General features: G+C 71.8%; 12 protein-coding genes and 1 pseudogene. 5 read left to right on the top strand and 8 right to left on the bottom strand.

All coding sequences use genetic code 11. The features are described 5' to 3' along the window. Window positions 1-298: 298 nt before the first annotated feature. Together FJ108_04030 and FJ108_04025 are read left to right on the top strand one after the other, a co-directional pair. Entirely contained in the window at window positions 299-3,520 is a 3,222-nt protein-coding gene (locus tag FJ108_04030; GenBank protein ID MBM4335067.1) for a hypothetical protein, read from the top strand. Continuing rightward, window positions 3,454-4,035, top strand: a complete 582-nt coding sequence (locus tag FJ108_04025; GenBank protein MBM4335066.1) for a hypothetical protein — start codon at window positions 3,454-3,456, stop codon at window positions 4,033-4,035. Before FJ108_04030 ends, FJ108_04025 begins: the two co-directional genes overlap by 67 nt. A gap of 13 nt (window positions 4,036-4,048) precedes the next feature. Here the strand turns inward: FJ108_04025 and FJ108_04020 are convergent, their stop codons facing one another. The 8 genes from FJ108_04020 to FJ108_03985 all read right to left on the bottom strand — a co-directional run bounded on the left by FJ108_04020 (window position 4,049) and on the right by FJ108_03985 (window position 13,503). Continuing rightward, window positions 4,049-4,987: an alpha/beta hydrolase gene (locus tag FJ108_04020; GenBank protein MBM4335065.1), complete on the bottom strand. Its 939-nt coding sequence runs from the start codon at window positions 4,985-4,987 to the stop codon at window positions 4,049-4,051. A 17-nt stretch (window positions 4,988-5,004) separates the two neighbouring features. Continuing rightward, entirely contained in the window at window positions 5,005-5,790 is a 786-nt protein-coding gene (locus FJ108_04015) for an enoyl-CoA hydratase/isomerase family protein (protein ID MBM4335064.1), read from the bottom strand. 66 nt (window positions 5,791-5,856) lie between these two features. Next, window positions 5,857-6,684: an SDR family oxidoreductase gene (locus FJ108_04010; GenBank protein ID MBM4335063.1), complete on the bottom strand. Its 828-nt coding sequence runs from the start codon at window positions 6,682-6,684 to the stop codon at window positions 5,857-5,859. After that, window positions 6,681-9,689 (bottom strand): hypothetical protein, encoded by a 3,009-nt coding sequence (locus FJ108_04005; protein MBM4335062.1) that lies wholly within the window; start codon window positions 9,687-9,689, stop codon window positions 6,681-6,683. Before FJ108_04005 ends, FJ108_04010 begins: the two co-directional genes overlap by 4 nt. Continuing rightward, window positions 9,686-10,702 carry a GNAT family N-acetyltransferase gene (locus tag FJ108_04000; protein MBM4335061.1) on the bottom strand — a complete coding sequence of 339 codons (1,017 nt, stop codon included), beginning with the start codon at window positions 10,700-10,702 and terminating at the stop codon, window positions 9,686-9,688. Before FJ108_04000 ends, FJ108_04005 begins: the two co-directional genes overlap by 4 nt. Further along, window positions 10,699-11,796: a DUF3047 domain-containing protein gene (locus FJ108_03995; GenBank protein ID MBM4335060.1), complete on the bottom strand. Its 1,098-nt coding sequence runs from the start codon at window positions 11,794-11,796 to the stop codon at window positions 10,699-10,701. Before FJ108_03995 ends, FJ108_04000 begins: the two co-directional genes overlap by 4 nt. Further along, window positions 11,787-12,488: a hypothetical protein gene (locus FJ108_03990; protein ID MBM4335059.1), complete on the bottom strand. Its 702-nt coding sequence runs from the start codon at window positions 12,486-12,488 to the stop codon at window positions 11,787-11,789. The genes FJ108_03995 and FJ108_03990 overlap by 10 nt, the downstream gene beginning before the upstream one ends. A gap of 7 nt (window positions 12,489-12,495) precedes the next feature. Next, window positions 12,496-13,503 carry an LLM class F420-dependent oxidoreductase gene (locus FJ108_03985; GenBank protein ID MBM4335058.1) on the bottom strand — a complete coding sequence of 336 codons (1,008 nt, stop codon included), beginning with the start codon at window positions 13,501-13,503 and terminating at the stop codon, window positions 12,496-12,498. A gap of 89 nt (window positions 13,504-13,592) precedes the next feature. Between FJ108_03985 and FJ108_03980 the strand changes: the two are divergent. The 3 genes and pseudogenes from FJ108_03980 (at window position 13,593) to FJ108_03970 (ending at window position 16,748) form a co-directional block, all read left to right on the top strand. Further along, window positions 13,593-14,542, top strand: a pseudogene (locus FJ108_03980) (DNA-binding protein). Further along, entirely contained in the window at window positions 14,539-15,591 is a 1,053-nt protein-coding gene (locus FJ108_03975) for a lipid-transfer protein (GenBank protein ID MBM4335057.1), read from the top strand. The pseudogene FJ108_03980 and the gene FJ108_03975 overlap by 4 nt, the downstream one beginning before the upstream one ends. Further along, entirely contained in the window at window positions 15,591-16,748 is a 1,158-nt protein-coding gene (locus FJ108_03970) for a thiolase domain-containing protein (protein ID MBM4335056.1), read from the top strand. The genes FJ108_03975 and FJ108_03970 overlap by 1 nt, the downstream gene beginning before the upstream one ends. Window positions 16,749-16,751: the final 3 nt, after the last annotated feature.

Below are 16,751 nucleotides of genomic sequence, written 5' to 3'. Positions count from 1 at the left end.
GCCGGCGAACGGCCCGCCATCCCCTCGAAGGCCGCCGCTGGCCCTCGGCCGCCGAGCCACCACCGCCGACGCCCTCGCAGCGCACCGCGACCACCTACGGATCACCGTGGTGAGAAATGCGGGCTAGTTACCGCCAAGTTAGGCGCTGGACGCTTCGCTACCGTTGCGAGCAGTGGCTGCAATCTCTCGCGGCGCAGCGGTTTCCAGTCGGCAGAACCGGTTGCCTCGTGCGAAGATCGCCCGAGCGGGGCGGTCGATCGACTCGTCGGGCGGCGGCTCCGCGGCCGGAGCGGGGGGTTTGAAGGGGTCCAGTCGCTTCATCTCCTTCGGGGAGTTCCTGCTCGACTGCGAGCGAGGCGTGCTGCGGCGCGCCGGAGAGTTCGTCGACCTGCGGCCGAAGCCGCTCGCGCTGCTGATCTACCTGGCGCAGCACAGGACCCGCGCAATTCCCAAGCGGGAGCTTCTGCAGCAGCTCTGGCCGGACGTGTTCGTGAGCGAGACCGCGCTGGCCAGCGCCCTGAAGGACCTGCGCCGCGCGATCGGCGACAACGGCCTCCGCCAGCAGGTGGTGAAGACCCTGCGGCGCCGCGGCTACCGCTTCGCCGCGCAGGTGCGCGATCGCGCGCCGGATCCGACCGCGCCGCGAGGGCTCGTGCATCCCCGCGTGCCCGATCACCCCGAGCCCCCAGTTTTCGTCGGCCGCGCTCACGAGCTCGCCTGGCTGATGGAGCGCCTCGCGGATGCCGCGGCGGGCCGACCGCGCGTCGTGCTCGTGGTCGGCGAGGCGGGAATCGGCAAGTCGAGCCTGGTCGAGCAGCTCCAGCGCGAGCCGGAGTGCGAGGACTTCGAGGTCGTCACCGGCCACTGCCAGGTTCAAGCTTCGCTGCCCTATCTGCCCTTCGTCGAGGCGCTCCGGCAGTGGCTGCTGCAGAACGACGAGAGCCTGGACTCCCTGCTCGGCGACGAGCCGGGCGTGATTCGCCAGCTCCTGCAGCCCGAAGCCGGCATGGCCGGCCCGCTGCCGAACACGGAGATTGCGAGCGGCGAGCGCAAGCGCGCGGAGCTGTTCTCCTCCATCTACCGCGTCTTCGAGAAGCTGGCGCTGCGGCGCCGGATCGCGCTGGTGATCGAGGATCTGCACTGCGCGGACTCCGCGTCGCTCGACCTGCTGCGCCACTTCGTCGGCGCGATGTCCGATTCCAGAAGCGAGGGCACGCTTCCGCTCCTGGTGGTCGCGACCCTGCGCCCTCCCGCATCGGACGACCGGCTCGCGCGAGCCGTCGAGGACCTGGAGCGCGAGTCGATCTGCGACCGGCGAGACCTCTCGGGACTCGACGCCGTCGACGTCCGCGAGCTGGCCGGGAGTCTGGGCGTCGCGGCTCTGCCTGCGAGGGCCGCCCGGCGGATCACCACGGCCACGCGCGGGAATCCGCTCTTCGTGCGCGAGTTCATCCGCGACGGCGCGCCGCGGCCCCGCAGGCCTCGCGCGGCCAGGCGAGGCGGCGGCGCGAGCGCGGCCCGAGCGACGGTTCCCGTGCCCGCGAGGCTCGGCGCCGCGCTCGGCTCGCGGATCGACCGGCTGCGGGTGCGAACCCGGTCGGTCCTCACCGTCGCCGCGCTGATCGGCGACCGCTTCGGCCTGCTCGCCCTGGGCGCCGCATGTCGCATGAGCGACGGCGCGATCGCGGCCTCGGTGGCCGAAGCCGTCGCAGCGGGACTGCTCGCCGGCGAGCGCCGCAGCTACCGCTTCGCGCACCCGCTCGTGCGCGAGGTCCTGCTGGACGCCACGCCCGCGGCGGAGCGCGCCGAGATCCACGGCGAGCTCGCGGACGTGCTCGAGGATCTGTACGCGAGCGCGACCGGGGAGCACGCGCTCGAGATCGCGCACCACCTGGTCCTGGCCGGCGACCGCGTCGATCAGAAGCGCCTGCTCGACTACGCGCGCCGCGCCGCGGATCAGGCCTTCGCGATCTGCGCCTGGCACGACGCCGCGCGCTTCTACGAGGCCGCGACCCGGGCGACGGACGTGCAGACTCCAGCGGAGCTCGCGGAGCTGCACTTCCGAGCCGGAATCGCCGCAAACCGCGACGCCAACCGCGAGTCCTGCCGCCGGCACTACGAAAGGTCCGCCGAGCTCTTCGCGCGGATCGGCGACGACGCCGGGCGCGCGCGCGTGGGCATGCTCCTGCTCCGCGACGAGATCACCAGCGCCGGCGCGGCGTACGGGCAGCCGATCGACCGGAGCGCGCTGATGGAGCTGGCCATGAAGCTCTCGGACGCGCAGCCGGCGCTGGGCGCGCTGATCCTCGAGACGCTGTCCGAGGCCTGCTGGACCGCCGGCGACACCGCGCGCGCCGAGGCCTACGCAGAGCGCGCGCTCGGAATGGGGCCCCGGATCGACGACGACGCGGTCTGCCGCCAGGCGGCGATGGGGCTCGCGCTGGCGCGCTTCTCGCTGATGAAGGTTCGCGACGCGATCGAGGGCTGGCGCGACGAGCTGGCCCGCGGCCGGCGCGCGCGCGACACGTGGCTGGCCAGCGCCGCCTGCACGCGAATTCCCCTGGGCCTGCTCCACCTGGGGCGGGTCGACGAGGCGGCCGAGACGGCAAACGAGGCCGAGCGGCTCGCGCGCGGGGCGCAGAGCCTGATGGACCTGTCGCTGGTGCTCTCGCAGCAGGCCTGCCTGAACCTCGCGCGAGGGGACTTCGCGGCGCTCGAGAGCACCTCGCGCGCGGCGCTGCTCGCGACGCAGCGCTCGCGCTATCCGTGGGGGGGGGCCGCTGATCGTCGGCGCGCGCGCGTGCGCCGCTGCGCAGCGCGGCGCCTTCGACGAGGCCGAGCTGGCCGTCGCCGCGCTGGTCACGCCGGGCGCGATCTTCGACGCGCCCGCGCCCCTGATGCAGGTCGTGGCCGCCGCGTACCGGGAGCTGATCGCCGCGCTTCGCGACCCCGCGTCGGTCGATCGGCCGCGGCTGGGAAATCTTCTGAAGCTGGTTCTCGCGGCGGGCGGCGACATCCACGTGCTCGCTCCGCTCTGCGCGCTCACCGAGGCCGCGCTCCGCGCCGGGCTGCCCGAGCTCAGCGCCGGGTGCGAGCGGCCGCTCGAGCGCGCCGAGGCGAACGGCGTCGCTCTCACGGCCGGCTGGGTGCAGTCGATCCCGAGGCTGCTCGCCGGCTGCGCGGCCGCGGCCGGGCGCAGCGACGAGGCCGAGCTCGCCTACGGGCGCTCGATCGCCGCGTCGCGTTCCGGCCCCGCGCCCGTCGAGCTCGCGCTCGCCCTGTTCGAACGCGCGCGACTTCGCGCCAGTCGCGGAACGGACGGCGACGCCGCGAGCGCGAGAGAAGACCTTCGCGAAGCGCTGGCCATCGCGAGCGACCGCGAGCTCCACCCCCTGGCCAGACAGGCCCGGGGGTTGGCCGAATCCCTACCACCCTAGATAGGAGAGCCCGAAGATGCCTGGACCGACCGTCGGCAACGTCTCGAAGGGGAGCTTCATGCGCAAGCTCGACCTGGTGCTGAACACCGCCGCCACGCGCGAGAAATTCTACGACCGCTTCAAGGCGAAGAATGCCGACGGGACCTGGCGCGAGAAGGTCCTCGACGTCGCCGCGGACATGATGCCGCTCGACGCCGAAGAGCGCGCGCACATCGGCCGGCACTGGTTCGATCCCTACCAGAGCTGGTGGCCGAAGCAGCAGCCCGTCGACATCATCGTGCGGCTGGGCGTGATGCAGATCATCGAGCTGGTGAAGAGCCCCGGTGGCGACGTCCGCGGGCGCACGGTCGACTGCTACTGGCTGAACGGCGTGGACCAGGTGCGCCTCACCGCGCTGCTCTCGCCCACACAGGTGACCGCGATCCTGTTCACGCCGGAAATTCCGTTCTCGGACCGGATTCCCGCGAACTTCGCGGCGTCGGCCGAGCCCGAGCCGATCTTCACCGTGCGCCACGCGAGCCGCGGCCCCGGCGAGATCCTGGTGAAGCCCGTCGAGGCCTTCTGCGAGGTGGTGCAGCCGCTGATCCCGCGGGAGTGACGCTCTCGGCCTGCTAGAGCGAGAAGGCGCCGCGCAGCTCGGCTGCGGCTTGCAGCAGAGCTGCGCGGCCCCGATCGATCGCGCTTCCCATGCCGAGGAAGCCGTGGATCATGCCGCCGTAGCGGGTGAGCGAGGCGCGAACCCCGGCCGCGGCGAGGCGCGCGGCATAGGCCTCGCCCTCGTCCCGGAGCGGGTCGTACTCGGCGGTGATCACGGTCGCGGGCGCGACACCCGAGAGTGTCGCGGCGCGGATCGGCGATGCGTAGGGGTCGGCCGCCTGCTCGGGCTTCTCCAGGTAGTGGTGCCAGAACCAGCGCATCATCTCGCGGGTCAGGAAGTAGCCCTCGGCGTTCTCGAGATAGGATCGCGTGTCGAAGGCGCAGTCGATCACCGGGTAGACGAGCAGCTGGTGCGCGAGCCGCGGGCCGCCTCGGTCGCGCGCGAGCAGCGCGGTCACCGCCGCGAGGTTTCCGCCCGCGCTGTCGCCGCCGACGGCGATGCGCCCTGCGTCGACGCCGAGCGCGCGGGCGTTCTCGGCGATCCAGCAGGTCGCGGCGAAGCAGTCCTCGGCCGCGGCGGGGAACTTCGCCTCGGGCGCGAGCCGGTAGTCCACCGACACCACCGCGCAGCGCGCGGCGTTCGCGAGCGACCGGCAGGTCGCGTCGTGCGAGTCGAGATCACCGATCACGAAGCCGCCGCCGTGGAAGAACGCCAGCACGGGAAGCGCGCCGGCCTCGCGATCGAGCGGCGAGTAGATCCGAACCGGAAGCGCGGCCCCGCCGGGCCCGGGGATCTCGCGATCCGCGACGCCGCCGATCGGCGCCGCCGGCGCGGCGACGCGCATCTGGCGCACCTGCGCGCGGAACGCCGCGGGGTCGACGGTCCACGGGTCCGGGGCCGCGACGGCGGTGAGCACGTCGAGCACGCGCCTGGCTTGCGGGTCGAGGGGCATGCGGAATCCGCGCGCGGCTACTTCCCGTGGAACTTCGGCTCGCGCTTCTCGAGGAAGCTCATCATGCCCTCGCGGAAGTCCTGGCTCTGGAACAGCGGCAGGAGCTGCAGGAAGACGTGGTGCACGTGCTCGCCGAACGGCTCCGAGAGGCCCATCCGCATCATGCGCTTGGCCGACTGCACGGCGAGCGGCGCGTTCGAGGCGATCTCGTTGGCGAGCGCGCGCGTGGCCTGCGCGAGCTCCGCCTCGGGCACGACCTGGTTCACCAGCCCCAGCGCCAGACACTGATCTGCGTCGAGCGTGCGGCCGGTGAAGATGATCTCCGACGCCTTCGCCCAGCCGACCAGCCGCGGCAGAAGCCACGTCCCGCCCGACTCGGGCAGCACGCCGCGGCGCGTGAACGCGGCGGCGAGCTTCGCGCGCGAGCTCGCGATGCGGATGTCGCAGCCCAGCGCCAGGTCCATTCCGTAGCCCGCCGCGCCCCCGTTCAGCGCGCAGATCACGGGCGTGTCGAGCTCGTGCAGCACCGTGGGCGGGGCGCTGCGCAGGTCGAGCGTCGAGCCCATCGCTCCGCCGCCGCCGATCCCCTTGCCGCTCGATGCGTCCTGCAGGTCGAGTCCCGCGCAGAACGCGCGGCCCGTGCCGGTCAGGACGATCACGCGCACGTCGCGGTCCGCGTTGGCCTCGAGCAGCCGCGCGGAGAGCTCGTCGAGCATCGGGCCCGAGATCGTGTTCATCCGCTCGGGGCGGTTCAGGGTCAGGGTCGCGATCGGTCCGTCTTTCTCGTAGAGCAGCTCGCTCATCGGGGTCTCCTTCGGCGCGTGCGCCGATCGTATCAGCCGGGGGTGCGGGTTGTCGGGCTCGCGCGTCTAGACGCCGGCGCCCGTGCGCAGCGTGATGCCGCCGTCGACCTTGATCTCCTGCCCGGTGATGTTGATCGCGTCGTCGCTGGCGAGGAAGCAGACCAGCTTGCCGATGTCCTCCGGCGTCTGCTCGCGGCCGAGCGGCGTGGCCTGCTTCACCATGGCCAGGAAGATCTCGCGTGGCTCCATCGCGCTGAGCTCCGCGCGCGTGAGCTTCATCATCGTCGCCAGGCCCTCCCAGGCGCGCGTCCAGAGGAAGCCCGGGCAGATCGCGTTCACGCGGATGTTCGACGGCCCGAGCTCCAGCGCGAGCGACTTGGTCAGGTGCACCACGCCCGCTTTCGCGGCACCGTACGCTGCGAGCTGCGGAGAGGGCATCAGACCCGCGATCGAGGCGATGTTCACGATCGCGCCGCCGCCGCGCGCGCGCAGGCGCGGGATCGCGGCGCGGCAGCCCGCGAACGTGGTTCGCAGGTTGTTCGCGAGCTGCGAGTCCCACGAGACCTGCGGCAGATTCTCGAGCCCCGGGCCGGTCGGGATCTCCTCCGGCCGGATCACGCCTGTGCCCGCGCCCGCGTTGTTCACGAAGATGTCGAGACCGCCGAGCTCGGCGTGGATGCGCGCGGTCGCCGCCGCGATCGCGTCCACCTCCGAGGCATCCGCGGCGACACCCACCGCGGCGACCCCGAGCGACGCCGCGGTCTTCTCCGCTTCCGCGCCGTCGATGTCGACGATTCCGACCTTCGCTCCTTCGGCCGCCAGGCAGCGGGCGATGCCCGCCCCGATCCCGCGCGCGCCGCCGGTCACGATCGCGATCCTTCCCGTGAGCCTCATGCCGCCTCCTCCTCGGCCGGTGCGGCCGATTCCAATTTCGCCTCCGGCGCGCGCCGCGCTCGCGGCACGCCCGGACGCAGGATCGAATACAGCGCCGGCACCAGCGTGACCGCCGCAAACATGTTGATCGCCATCAGCACGATCAGAAGCTGCGCCATCTCGGCCTGGAAGCGCAGGTCCGAGAGAACCCAGAAGCCGATCCCGCCCACCACCGTCGTGCCCGTGAAGGTGACCGCCATTCCGGTCGTGCGCACCGCCGCGCGGATCGCCTCTTCCAGGTCCGCGGCGCGCGGCAGCTCCTGGCGGATCCGGTCGACGATGTAGATCGCGTAGTCCACGCCGATCCCGACGCCGACCGCCTGCACCGGAAGCGTATTGATGTTCAGGCCCACGCCGCGCACGGCCATGAACGCGAGCGAGAGCAGCGTCGCGGTCGCGAGCTGCAGGAAGATGATCCCGCCCGAGAGCGTGGAGCGGTACGTCACCTTTTGCAGCACGAAGATCACCAAGAGGATCAGCGAGATGTTCGCGAGGTGGCCGCGCTCGACCTCGTCGTTCACGGCCGCGAGCATTCCGAGCGGCCCGCCCGCCATCACGAACTGCACGCCGCGCGTCCACTGCTGCGTGGGCTGGTAGACCGGCGCCGTGCCCTGCGACTTCTGATCCTGAACCAGCAGGTCCTTCGTGTTCACCGCGACGGCGCGGATGCGCAGCTCGTCGTTCTCGAACCATTGGTCGACGTCCGAGGCCTGCCAGTCCGCGAGCTGCTCGGGCCAGTTGAAGACGCGCCCCGGGCGACGCGAGCTCGCCTCCTTGGCGTACTTCGCCAGCGCCGCCACGCGGAACTCCTCGAGCCACTCCGGCGCGCCGTCGCGCGCGACGGTCTTCACCTCGAACGGCACGTAGGCGCCGTCTTCTTTGCGCAGCACGCGCAGCGTGTGCGCGCGAGCCGGCAGGAGCGGCCCGAGCATGTAGTAGACGAAGTCCTTCACGCGTTCGGGCCGCCACCAGGCCTGCTCCGGCGTGCCGTGGTTCTCGGCCAGCCGGATCGAGATCGCGCCCATCGGATTCCTGGCGATGAAATCCTGCGACACCTCGACCGCGCGGCGGATCGTCTCGCCCTTGTGATCGGGGTAGATCGCCGTGAGCGTCGCGGCGCGCCCGTCGTTCGTGACGATCGACGAGAGCGCGCCGGGCGGGCTGTTGAAGCGCAGGAAGATCAGCAGCGCGCGCGCCGACTCGGGAATGATCTCCTGCTTCGGCTCGCCGTAGCGGAACGAGCGGTTCGCGGCGCGCACCAGCGGGACCGGCGAGATCACCGCCACCGCGCCGGTCTTCGCGCGCAGCTCGCGCTCGAGCTCCTGCATCTTGCGCAGCACCTCGGACTCGCCCGCGGATTCGTCGCGGTCGCCCTCGGCGTAGATCACCAGCGCGTCGGCGCCGCCGAACTTCTCGCCGATCACACCGGTCGCGACGTTGAACGGGTGGTCCGGCCAGAACAGCGGCACGCCGGGCCGAGCCTCGCCGATCGTCGACCAGCGCAGCGTCGCGAAGCCCGAGACGAGGAAGATCGCCGCGAACGCCGCCGTCACCGCCCAGCGCCCGCGCGGGTGCGTGACCACGTCGGCGACGAAGCCGACGTAGCGGGTCATCAGCGCCGGCGAGTAGTGGTGGAAGTCCTTCGGCGCGGGCAGGAAGCAGATCAGCACCGGGTGCAGGATCTCCACCGTCGCGACGATCGATGCGACCCAGAACGCGCCGAAGATGCCAAGGTCGCGCATCTGCGGGATCGTGGTCACCAGGATCACGAGCAGGCCCGCGACGTCGGTGAGGATGCCGAGCGTGCCCGGCACGACCAGCTCGCCCATCGCGACCGCGGCCGCCTCGAGCCTGGCGCGCTCGCGGTCGCCGTACACCGGATAGAGACGCTCGTAGTCCTCGAAGAAGCGCTCCGCCATCTGCACCGTGTGCGAGACCGCGCGCGCGGTGATCAGCATCGGGATCACGATCACCAGCGGGTCGAAGGCGATCCCCGCCCAGCCGGTGAAGCCGGTGCCCCAGATCACCGTGACTCCCGCCGCGACCATCGGGATCAGCACGCCGTGCCAGCGGCGGAAGTACGCCCAGAGCAGCGCGAAGATCGCCAGCACCGCGCCCACCACCGAGAGCCCGAGCTGCCAGGCGTGGGCGAGCAGATGGCCGACCGCGAGCGGCGCGCCGGTCACGTAGACGCGGTGCCGCGCGTCCTGCTCCCGCTCCTGCATGGCGCGCAGGTGGTCGAAGACCGCGCGGTAGACCTCGAGGCCATTCAGCCGGTGCGTGACGAAGCCGGCCGTGATCAGCGCCGCCTTCTCGTCGCGCGACACGAGCATCTGGCGCATCTGGTCCGGCATCAGCTCGAGCGCGCGGCGGCGGATCAGGTCTGCCTCTGCCTGTGTCTCGGGCGGATCCTCCATCAGGAGCTCGGCCGTGATCGTGCCGTCCTTCTCCATCTGCACCACGCGCGAGGACAGGTGCGTGATCGAGCGGACGTGGTCGTGGTTCACCGGATAGGGCGGGAAGCGCCGGTCGAGCTCGGCGCGGATCTCGTCGCGGCCGAGCCGTCCCTCGCGCTCGAGCTCGGCGCGCAGGTGCTTGCGCTCGTCCGCGCGCGCGTCGTAGTCCCAGCCGTCGAGCGACTTGGTGATCGCGTCGATCTTCGCCAGCGTCTCCGGCGTCCAGATCGTGCCCTGCTCCACCACCACCGCGATCGCGACCAGCGTCGAGTTTCCGAACTCCCCCGCGAACTTGTTCTGCGCGTGGATGAAGGCGTGATCCGGAAGCTGCGCCCGCGCGTCGCTGCCGATCCGCACCGAGGGGCCGGGAAGCGGTCGCCCGAGCCCGGTCGAAATCGCGTTCACCGTCGGGTACAGGAAGAAGAGCGTCGCGAGCGCGAGCCCGGCGGCGATCGCGTGGCGAAATCGCACGACGAATTTTCCGAAGCGGTGGGTCGCGCGTTCGCTCATCGGGCGCTCCAGGCGATTCGCGCGTCGACCGTGCGATGCAGTGTGTGCTCGGCCGGCCGGAATCCGTGCCGGGTCCAGAACACCGATCCGGACGGATTCGCGGCCAGGAAGTGCAGCCCGCAGCGGCGCACGCCTTCTCGGCGCATCCAGGCGAGCGAGTTCTCGAGCAGCGCCGCGCCGACGCCGCCGCCCCGCTCGCTCTCGCGCACCACGCCCTGGAACAGGTAGACGGTCGCGTCGTCGCGGAGCGGCCAGGGCACGAACGAGCGCGGCGCGAAGAGCTGCATGCCGAGCGCGCGGCCGTCGCGCCAGGCGACGAAGATCGGGCAGCGCGGCTGGCCGAGAAGCGCGCGCGTCATCGCCTCTTGCGGCTCGCGCAGGATGCGCAGATCCGGCAGGAACATGGGCGCGCGCGCGTGGAAGCGCCGCTGCTCGGCGAGCAGCTCGAAGACGCCGGGAAGATCGCCCTCCTGCGCCTCGCGGATCTCGAGATCCGCGCGCGGAGGCGCTGGCAGAGGCTCGACGCCGCGAAGCGCGAGCGTGAAGTGCCGGCCGAAGCCGAGCGCGGACCAGGCGTCCGCGACCTCGCGCTCGGACACGAGCACGCCCACACCGAAGTCGAGGAACCCGTCCCTTACCAAGTCGGCCGCAAGGAACGCGAAGAGCTCGCGGTAGACCACGCCGGGATCGTGACCCCCGGCCACCGCGTGGCCCGAGAGCGGGCTGCCGACCGAGAACGCCGGGCTGAAATACGAGAGCGCCGAATCCGGCGCGGTCAGGTTCGCTTGCGCGAACAGGAAGCCGATCGGCGCGCCGGATGCGCTCGCGATCGCGCCGCGCACGTACTTCTCGGACGCGAGGCGCTCGAGCACCTTGCGACACGAGGCCGTGTCGTGCGGCGCGAAGGCGGAGCCGGCCGCCGGCGCGCCCGCGCGCGCGAAGCGATCCGAGAGCAGCTGCGCCGCGGGCGCGAGATCCGCGCTCGCGAAATCGCGAACCTCGATCCGACTCACCGGCCCGCGACCTCGACGCGCTCCCCGGCGGACGAGAGCTCGATCTGGGCGAACTCCGCCTCGCCGCGGCCGTGCTGGAACAGGCTCACCGCGATCAGCCAGACCGCGACGATCCGCGCGGGCGGCTCGCCCATCGCGCGCGCGCAGTCGGCGAAGACGTTTCTCCGCTCGCTCTTCCAGGCGCCGAGCCCGTCCGCGCCGGAACGCACCACCAGGTGGGTCTCGCGCGGGGTCCACTGCGGAATCGGGCAGGCGAAGTGCGTCTCGGGCGGGAGCGCCGCGCTCCAGTACCAGGACAGATCGCGGCCGTTGTCGAACTCGACCGCGACCGAGAGATAGTCGTGGCACAGGAGCTGGTCCTCGGGCTTCGCCGACGGAAGCGACGTCACGCGCCAGCGCCAGGCGATCTCCGTGTCGGGTCCGAGCGGAAGAGAGACGGGCCGGCGCAGGATCGCGACGTCGTCGTCGGTCACGCAGCCGATGCTCGGGCCGACGTCGCGCGAGCGCAGCGTGCGGAACGTCTCGCTCTGGCCGAGGAACCACAGGTAGTTCCAGCCCGCCGGGCGCACGGCGGGATTCGCCATCCGCGCCAGCTCCGCGGCGACCAGCGGCTCGCCGGGCGCGGCGCGCTCGATCGCCGCGAGGCCATCGCGCGCCTCGCCGCGCCAGTGCAGGATCAGCGCGAAGATCTCGCCGGTGAGACCCGCGTACGCCTCGACCGGCGTCGCGAGCACGCCGTCGGGCGACTTCCACTCGCCGTTGTAGATCGCGAGCTCGAGCGCGCCGTCGCGATCGCAGCGGAAGCTCTGCGTGTCGCGCGTGCCGGTCCAGATCGGTCCCCGTCCGCCGAGCCGCGCCCAGAGCGCGTAGCGCGGCCGCGAGGCGAGACCCGCCTCGACCGAGACGATCGCGCGCCCCTCGGCCAGGATCGTGACCTCGTCGCCCTTGGCGACGCGAATTCCCGTCTGCGTCCACGGCGGCACGTTCGCGGGCAGCCGCAGCAGCTGCGCCCCGGCGAGCGTGCGCGCCAGAAGATCGCGCGGCAGGCGTTCCCGCAGCGCCCCCCAGCGCTTCGCGAGGCTGGCTAGAGCCACGGCTCGCTCCTCACGATGAACTCGCTCATCGGCGTGGTGTTCATGGTCGCCATCTCGGTGAAGGCCGCGAGGTCGTCGGTCACGCGCCGGATGTTCGCCAGGTCGCCCCCGAAGAAGCGTTTGAAGTCGAGGATCTCTTCGAGCGAGCGGAAGCGCTCCTCGACGATGGCGCGAAACGGCTTCGCGCCGGGCGTGAGCGGCCGCGCGACCGCGTTGCGCACGTACTGCCAGAGCGGGTGGATCTCGAACGAGAGCGGCGTGTGCGAGCCGTACCAGTGCGCGAAGAACGCCTCGTCGGCCAGCCGTTCGGGCTTGGGAAACGCGGTCCAGAGCGTGACGCCGGGGCTGCGCACGCCGTCGGGCCAGGTCCGGTCCGGGCAGCGCAGCGGCACCGACTCCGTCACCAGATAGCCGTCCACCCTGGATGCGACACCTGCGAGTGTCGCCTCGAGCGCCGGGCGCGCGTCCTGGGACTCGAGCCAGACGGAGACGCAGGCCGAGACCTCGCGGCCGTCGCCCACGACCAGCGGGTGGCGTGGCGGGATCTGCGCGTGCAGGTCCGCGACGTTTGCCACCAGCGAGAGCGCGCCGTCGGCCAGAAGACGTGGGGCCGCCCGCTCGAGCAGCCGCTCGCGAAACGGCTCGATGCCGTCGGCCCCGCGCTTCCAGAGCAGGTAGACGAGCTTCTCCACGCCGCGTCTACAGCACCAGCTCGGCCATCGTGCGCATCACCGCGGGATCGCCCGCGGCGACGAGCAGCGTGGTGACCGGCGTCTTCTTCCACGCCTGCAGCCGGTCGCGAATGCGCTCGATCGGCCCGACCAGCGAGACCTCGTCCGCGAACTGGTCCGGCACCGCGGCGATCGCCTCGGCGCGCTTTCCCGCGAAGAACAGGTCCTGGATCTTGTCGGCCTCGGCCTCGAAGCCCATCCGGCCCATCAGCTCCTTGTGGAAGTTGCGCTGCTTGGCGCCCATGCCGCCGATGTAGAAGCCGAGCATCGCCTTCACCGGCGCAAGCCCCGCCTGCAGGTCGTTCGTGATGTTCACCGCCACGCCCTGCGCGATCTGGAAGCCGGGCTTCGCGCCCGCCAGCGACTCCGCGTAGACCTCGGGCCGGAACGGCGAGAAGTAGAGCGGCGTCCAGCCGTCGCAGATCTCCGCGGCCAGCGCGACGTTCTTCGGCCCCTCCGCGCCCAGGTAGATCGGCAGGTCCGCGCGCAGCGGGTGCACGATCGAGCGCAGCGGCTTGCCCAGCCCCCACGCGCCCGGGCCGGTGTAGGGCAGCGGGTAGTGCGGGCCAGCGTTCGAGACCGGCTCCTCGCGGCGCAGGATCTTGCGGATGATCGAGACGTACTCGCGGGTGCGCGCGAGCGGCTTGTCGAAGGGCTGGCCGTACCAGCCCTCGACCACCTGCGGGCCCGAGACGCCGAGCCCCAGGATCACGCGGCCCTTCGACAGGTGGTCGAGCGTGAGCGCGTGCATGGCGGTCGACGCCGGCGTGCGCGCGGAGATCTGCACGATGCCGGTGGCGAGCTTGATCTTGCTGGTGTGCGCTCCGATCCAGGCCAGCGGCGTGAACGCGTCCGAGCCCCAGGCCTCCGCGGTCCAGACCGAGTCGTAGCCGAGCCGCTCCGCCTCCTGCGCGAGCGCCACGTGGTTGGTGGGCGGCTGTCCCTGCCAGTAGCCGAGCTGCAGTCCGAGCTTCATCGGGAACTCCTTGTGGTCCCGCATCTTACCGTCACCCGGGGCCTGCGTGCGTGGACACGTTTCTTTGGAACGTGTTCTAATCCGCAGGGATGGCCGCCGACCCCAAGCGCGACGACGCGCCGCTCACGGCGCTGCACCACGTGGAGTACACCTACCGCCGCTCGGTCGGTCCGGTGCTGGGCCGCTTCTTCGCGGGCCTGCGCGAGCGGCGGATCGAGGGCGTGCGCACCCGCGCGGGGCGCGTGCTGGTCCCGCCCGCCGAGTACGACCCCGAGACCGGCGAGGCCACGAGCGACGAGTTCGTGCCGGTCGGGCCGGGCGGCACGGTCAAAGGCTGGACCTGGGTCGGGAAGCCGCGCGCGAAGCAGCCGCTCGCGCAGCCGTTCGCGTTCGCGCTGATCCTGCTCGACGGCGCGGACACGCCGCTCCTGCACGCGGTGGACGCGCTTGCCGAATCGCGCATGCGCACGGGAATGCGCGTGCGCGCGCGCTGGCGCGACGAGACGCGCGGCGAGATCGGCGACATCGCCTGCTTCGAGCCGGAGGTCTAGCCGTGGAGCTGGTGAAGAGCATCTCGGCCCCCGTCGCGCTCGACTACGACTACGTCACCGGGCGCGCGCAGAGCCGCTTCCTGCGCGGCATCGCGGAGGGCCGCATCCTCGGCCAGCGCTGCATCGAGTGCCGGCGCGTGTACGTGCCGCCGCGCGGCGCCTGCCCGCGCTGCGCGGTGCGCACCGAGGAAGAGGTGCAGGTCTCGAACAAGGGCACCGTCACCACGTTCTGCATCGTGCGCGTGCCGTCGGAGAACCTGTCGTTCAACCCGCCCTACACCTGCGCGGCGGTGCTGCTCGACGGCGCGGACATCCCCATGCTGCACGTGCTGCAGGAGTGCGCGCTCGAGGACGTGCGCATGGGCATGCGGGTCGAAGCGGTCTGGGTGCCAAGGGATCAGCTCGGCCCGACCATGTCGAGCATCCGCTACTTCAAGCCGATCGCCGAGCCCGACGCGGAGTACGACTCGTACAAGGAACACCTCTGATGCGCGAGGTGGCGATCGTCTCGTTCGCGCAGTCGACCAGCCCGCGCGACACGCGAAACGAGGTCGAGTTCCTGATGCCGGTGGTGCAGGAGGCCGTGCGCGCCGCGAAGCTGCCGCGCGCGGAGATCGGCTTCACCTGCTCGGGCTCGAGCGACTACCTGCAGGGGCAGAGCTTCGCCTTCGTCGGCGCGCTCGACGCGGTCGGCGCCTGGCCGCCGATCAAGGAGTCGCACGTCGAGATGGACGGCGCCTGGGCGCTGTACGAGGCGTGGATCAAGATCCAGACCGGCGACGTCGACTCGGCGCTGGTCTACTCGTTCGGCAAGTCGTCGTCGGGGGATCTGGCCGAGATCCTGGCGCTGCAGCTCGACCCGTACACGATGCTGCCGCTCTGGCCCGACGCGCACAGCCTGGCCGCGATCCAGGCGCGCGCGTTTCTCGAAGCCACTGGCAAGAGCGAACGCGACCTGGCGGCCGTCGTCGCGCGCAGCCGGCGTGACGCGGTGGCGAATCCGCACGCCGTGGTGAGCGGCAGCGTCGACATCGAGAAGCTTCTCGCCGAGCCGTACGTCTGCTCGCCGCTTCGCGCGCACGACCTGCCGCCGATCACCGACGGGGCGTCGGCGATGGTCGTGGTCGCGGGCGAGAAGGCGCGGGAGCTCTGCGCGCGGCCGGTCTGGATCCGCGGCTTCGATCACCGGATCGAGCCGCTGGGGCTCGGGCTTCGCGACCTCTCGCGCTCGGCGTCGACGGAGATCGCGGCGGCGAAGGCGGGCGTGCACGCGGGCCGGGTCGACTTCGCCGAGCTGCACGCGCCGTACTCGCACCAGGAGCTGATCCTGCGCGCGGCGCTGGGGCTCGGCGAGGGCGTCGCGATCAACCCGTCGGGGGGCGCGCTCGCCTCTCACCCGTACATGGCCGCGGGGCTGGTCCGGATCGGCGAGGCCGCACAGCGGATCGCGGCCGGGCGCGGCGATCGCGCGGTCGCGCACGCGACGCAGGGCCCGTGCCTGCAGCAGAACCTGGTCTGCGTGCTGGAGGGCGACTGATGGCCAGCCGCAGCGCCGTGATCGGGATCGGCCAGACCAAGTACGACGCCAAGCGCATCGACGTGTCGATGCCCGGGCTGGTGCGCGAGGCCGCGCTTCGCGCGCTCGAGGACGCGGACCTCTCCTTCGCCGACGTCGACGCGGTCGTGATCGGCAAGGCGCCCGACATGTTCGAGGGCGTGATGATGCCGGAGCTGTTCCTCGCCGAGGCGCTCGGCGGCGCGGGAAAGCCGATGATCCGCGTGCACACCGCCGGCAGCGTCGGCGGCTCGACGGGAATCGTCGCGTCGTCGCTGGTCGAGTCGGGGATCTTCGAGCGCGTGCTCTGCGTCGGCTTCGAGAAGCAGTCGGAGTCGAACGCGATGTGGGCGCTCACCGTGTCGCCGCCGTTCAGCGTCGCCGTCGTGGCGGGCGCGGGCGGCTACTTCGCGCCGCTGATCCGCGCCTACATCCGCCGCTCCGGCGCGCCCGAGGACACGGGCATCCGCGTCGCGGTGAAGGACCGCCAGAACGCGCTAAAGAACCCGTACGCGCACGTGAAGATTCCCGGCGTCACGTTCGAGCAGGTGATGAACTCGCCGATGCTCTGGGATCCGATCCGCTATCTCGAGACCTGCCCGTCGTCGGACGGCGCATGCGCGATGATCTTCGCGAGCGAGAGCGCGGCGGCGAAGGCGCCGGGAAAGCCCGCCTGGGTGCACGCCACCGCGATGCGCTCCGAGCCCACCATGTTCGCGGGCCGCGACCAGGTGAACCCGCTCGCAGCTAGGATGAACGCCGCCGATCTGTACAAGAAGGCGCGCATCACCAACCCGCGCGCCGAGATCGACTGCGCGGAGATCTACGTGCCGTTCTCGTGGTTCGAGCCGATGTGGATGGAGTCGATGGGCTTCGCCGAGGAAGGCCAGGGCTGGAAGATGACCTACGAGGGCGCGACCGCGATCGACGGCGATCTGCCGGTGAACATGTCGGGGGGCGTGCTGTCCTCGAACCCGATCGGCGCCTCGGGCCTGATCCGCTTCGCCGAGGCCGCGATGCAGGTGCGCGGCCAGGCGGGCGAGCACCAGGTCGACGGCGTGCGCAAGGCGCTCGGCCACGCCTACGGCGGCGGCTCGCAGTACTTCAGCACCTACATCGTCGCCGACCACAAGCCTTAGGAG

This window comes from Deltaproteobacteria bacterium, from assembly GCA_016875225.1.
GTDB lineage: Bacteria > Myxococcota_A > UBA9160 > SZUA-336 > SZUA-336 > VGRW01.
Note: the sequence above shows the minus strand (reverse complement) of the source record. Positions and strands in the feature narration are given on the sequence as shown.

Coding starts and splice junctions, on each gene's coding strand:
- FJ108_03985 (MBM4335058.1), bottom strand. CDS start 13,503: ATGAAGCTCGGACTGCAGCTCGGCTACTGGCAGGGACAGCCGCCCACC.
- FJ108_04025 (MBM4335066.1), top strand. CDS start 3,454: ATGCCTGGACCGACCGTCGGCAACGTCTCGAAGGGGAGCTTCATGCGC.
- FJ108_03970 (MBM4335056.1), top strand. CDS start 15,591: ATGGCCAGCCGCAGCGCCGTGATCGGGATCGGCCAGACCAAGTACGAC.
- FJ108_04010 (MBM4335063.1), bottom strand. CDS start 6,684: ATGAGGCTCACGGGAAGGATCGCGATCGTGACCGGCGGCGCGCGCGGG.
- FJ108_04020 (MBM4335065.1), bottom strand. CDS start 4,987: ATGCCCCTCGACCCGCAAGCCAGGCGCGTGCTCGACGTGCTCACCGCC.
- FJ108_04015 (MBM4335064.1), bottom strand. CDS start 5,790: ATGAGCGAGCTGCTCTACGAGAAAGACGGACCGATCGCGACCCTGACC.
- FJ108_04005 (MBM4335062.1), bottom strand. CDS start 9,689: ATGAGCGAACGCGCGACCCACCGCTTCGGAAAATTCGTCGTGCGATTT.